Here is a 1,876-nt window from a genome sequence, read left to right as displayed (position 1 = left end):
AACCGCCTAACCACAACCCCAAACTTCATACCGAGCCGAAAGCACAAACCGCTACACCACTACACGGGACTTGACCCTTCCAAAAATCGGTTTCCACTTCGACTGGGGTTCGGTATCCCAAGCTTTGGTGAAGCCTCATCTCGTTCCACCATGACACCCACTCGAACGTCGCGATTTCTACCTCGACAACATCATCCCACCTGCGAGTATGGATCAGCTCGTTCTTGTAGGAGCCGTTAACGTTTTCAGCCAGAGCATTGTCATAAGAATCCCCGACAGTTCCGGTGGAAGCGGCAATCCCGTGCTGGGCAAGGCGCTCGTTGTAGACAACGCTGACGTACTGCGAGCCATGATCCGAATGGTGAATGAGACCTGTTGTTTCCTCAGCACACACGATCGCCTGATTAAGAGCTTGCAGCGGCAACGCTTCGGTGCGCATGGAGTCTGATAACGCCCACCCAACGATCCGCCGGGAATAAACGTCGGTGACAAACGCGGCATACACAAAGCCTTTCTTCGTGCGCACATACGTAATGTCAGCCACCCACAGTTTGTTCGGACCCTGGGCTTTGAACTCACGCTCGACCAAGTCTGGGCGCAGATCAGGCACGTTAGGCTTACGGGTTGTGAGAGGTGATCTGCCTTTGCCTTTGCCAGAAACACCGGCCAAGCGCATTAAACGGGCAGTTTGTTCACGACCGATATCAATTCCGTCACGGCGGAGAGCATGCCACATTTTCCGTACACCGTAGACACCGTAATTATCCCGATGAACAGTTCTAATGCGTTCAACCAGCACAGCATCACGAAGGCGACGAGCACTTAACCCACGGGCCTTGGACTGGCGATAGCCACGCGAGGTGATAAACCCACCAGCCCGGTTATTCTTCAACGTCTTACAGATGAACTCGACAGAGAAACGAACCCGGAATTCATCGATGAACCGGATCATTTCCGACGTTTTGGGTCGAGTTCCGACGCGAAAAAAGCTGAAGCGGCCTTCAGCAGCTCATTAGTGTCGCGTAGCTCTTGATTTTCACGACGCAGCCTCGCGTTTTCCGCGGCCAAATCTTCAGGCACAGGTTCTGGGATGTTTCCCGCACGACGGGCCTGTTGAGTCCATTGACGGGCCGTATGCCATGAAACCCCCAGCTTTGGAGCTACTGCCTGGCACGCGGCTTGCATCGACATATTTTCTGCCAAGATGCGATCTTCCACGAGACGGACCACACGGTCCTTTGCATCCTGGTCAAATTTCCTCGGCATATTCCAGATTTTCCCATCTACTCAAACGGAACAAAACCTGGGACACTTCACAGCTGTGAATTTGCGTCCTACTAAATCTGGCATGACGCGGTGGCCAGGCTTACGCCTGGTGGTGATACATCGACGCCGTTTACTAAAGCCTTTAAGCCCCATGGATTGCATGATGCGTGCGACCTTCTTGTGATTGATCGGGGGAAAGCCCGTATCGTCGTTGAGGCTTGCAGCGATGCGTTTAGCACCATAGAGCCCGTGCTCATCATCGAAGATGGTCTTGATTCTTGCACCAATAAGGGCGTCAGAACATATCTTTAACCTTCGTTTATCGCGGATGTTGACCCATTTGTAGAACGAGGAGCGATTGAGCTTTAACACGTGGCACATCCGCTTGACCGAGTACTCGGTTCGGTGGTCATAGACAAACTGGAAGCGGATTACCAGCGTGTCTCTTCGGCAAAATATTTCGCGGCCTTGCGCAGGATGTCGCGTTCTTCGCGCAGCTTAGAGACTTCTTTTTCTAGCTGGCGGATTCGCTCGGGTCAAGTCCCGTGTAGTGGTGTAGCGGTTTGTGCTTTCGGCTCGGTATGAAGTTTGGGGTTGTGGTTAGGCGGTT

Annotated in this window: 2 protein-coding genes; both read right to left on the bottom strand. The window is 52.9% G+C overall.

What is annotated here, in order from left to right:
• Positions 1 to 25 precede the first annotated feature (25 nt).
• Positions 26 to 1,266 (bottom strand): IS3 family transposase gene (locus QP994_RS10975; RefSeq protein WP_284866809.1). Its coding sequence is split into 2 segments (ribosomal slippage): positions 26 to 978 and positions 978 to 1,266, totalling 1,242 coding nucleotides; the frame shifts between segments, so codons are not numbered across the junction.
• A 21-nt stretch (positions 1,267 to 1,287) separates the two neighbouring features.
• Positions 1,288 to 1,647, bottom strand: a complete 360-nt coding sequence (locus tag QP994_RS11225) for an IS3 family transposase (protein ID WP_350338205.1) — start codon at positions 1,645 to 1,647, stop codon at positions 1,288 to 1,290.
• Between the last annotated feature and the right edge of the window lie 229 nt (positions 1,648 to 1,876).

Source organism: Corynebacterium sp. MSK044, assembly GCF_030232825.1.
In the GTDB taxonomy this organism is placed as follows: Bacteria; Actinomycetota; Actinomycetes; order Mycobacteriales; family Mycobacteriaceae; genus Corynebacterium.
This window is presented reverse-complemented; position numbering and strand designations above follow the sequence as displayed.